A 1140-nucleotide genomic window follows, 5' to 3' on the forward strand; every position below is an offset into this window, starting at 1 on the left:
AGTCCAAGCACACCTGCTCGAACTCCTCGACATCGACGAAACCCGACCCCGCTGGCTGGAAACCTAAAACCCCATGTGCGAAGTCTGGGCCTAGACGGATGTGGCGGTCCATCAGTGCGGGCCCCGCCGGGCCCCGCCGGGCCCTCCGGGTCAGTAGGGCTTGTTCACCGCGGCCCGGACGGTCTCCTCGGATCCGACCGGAATCCGTGCCGTCGGGCCGGGCGCACGGCACGTCAGAGGTCCGGCAGCGCCTCGCCGAGGCGCGGCTCGCGGCCCTCGGTGAGCCAGAACAGGTAGCCGCGCAGGTAGGCCTCCAGCCCGTCGTCCAGGTACGCGGCGTACTGCCGCAGGGCCTCCGGCTCGTTCCGGCCGTCGTCGCCCAGCTCCAGTTCGCGCCGGATCCAGGCCCGGACCTCCTCGCGGCGCGACCACCAGTCGCGCACCGCCTGCGGGGTCCAGTGCCGGTCGCCGTCCCAGGCGTAGCCGCCCAGCGGCTCACCGTGGGCGATCTCCACCAGGGCGGCCACCTCGCGCGGGTCGGCGGGCTGGCGGTGGACGAACTCGCTGTGGTCTTCGCCGGAGAGCACGTGCTCGGGGAGGTAGTACGGGCCGTTCAGGCCGCTGTCGGTCTCGCCGGCGTAGAACGGCCCCGGAACGTTCAGCCGGCTGCGCTCCTCCCAGCGGCCGTTCCCCACGGAGTCGGTCAGCTCCCGGGCGGCCGGCAGCGGATCCCAGTACGCCAGGCCCTGCCACGGTCCCTCCACCGGGTGGAGGAGGAGCCGGCGGCGCATCCGCGCTGCGGCCTGCCGCAGCTCCTCCTCGTGCGAGAACGGTACGGCCGGTCGGCTGCCCCGTGCCCGGTCCAGGAGCCGGGACCGCCAGCCGGCCACCCCGCCCACCTGCGCTTCTTCCATCCGGCCACCCTAAGGGCCGGTACGTTCGACGACCGCGGTCACTCCCGTGGGAGCGAGGCGAGCAGGCGGGGTGACGCGAACAGGCGACGCGAACAGGCGGGGCGAAGCGGCGGGGGCGGGCAGGGGAGTGGGGGGGGGGGGCCCGCGGCCGCCCCCCCCCCGCCGGGGCGGCCCGGCGCGGGGGTCTAAACAAAAAAACACACCCCCCACAACCAGAAAATACCTG

General features: G+C 73.8%; 1 protein-coding gene. It reads right to left on the bottom strand.

Annotated features, from left to right (window positions below; genetic code table 11):
• Nucleotides 1–233 precede the first annotated feature (233 nt).
• Nucleotides 234–914, bottom strand: a complete 681-nt coding sequence (locus tag ACFWP2_RS39635) for a ferredoxin (RefSeq protein ID WP_380460992.1) — start codon at nucleotides 912–914, stop codon at nucleotides 234–236.
• Between the last annotated feature and the right edge of the window lie 226 nt (nucleotides 915–1140).

It is taken from the genome of Kitasatospora sp. NPDC058444 (assembly GCF_042721415.1).
Taxonomy (GTDB): domain Bacteria; phylum Actinomycetota; class Actinomycetes; order Streptomycetales; family Streptomycetaceae; genus Kitasatospora.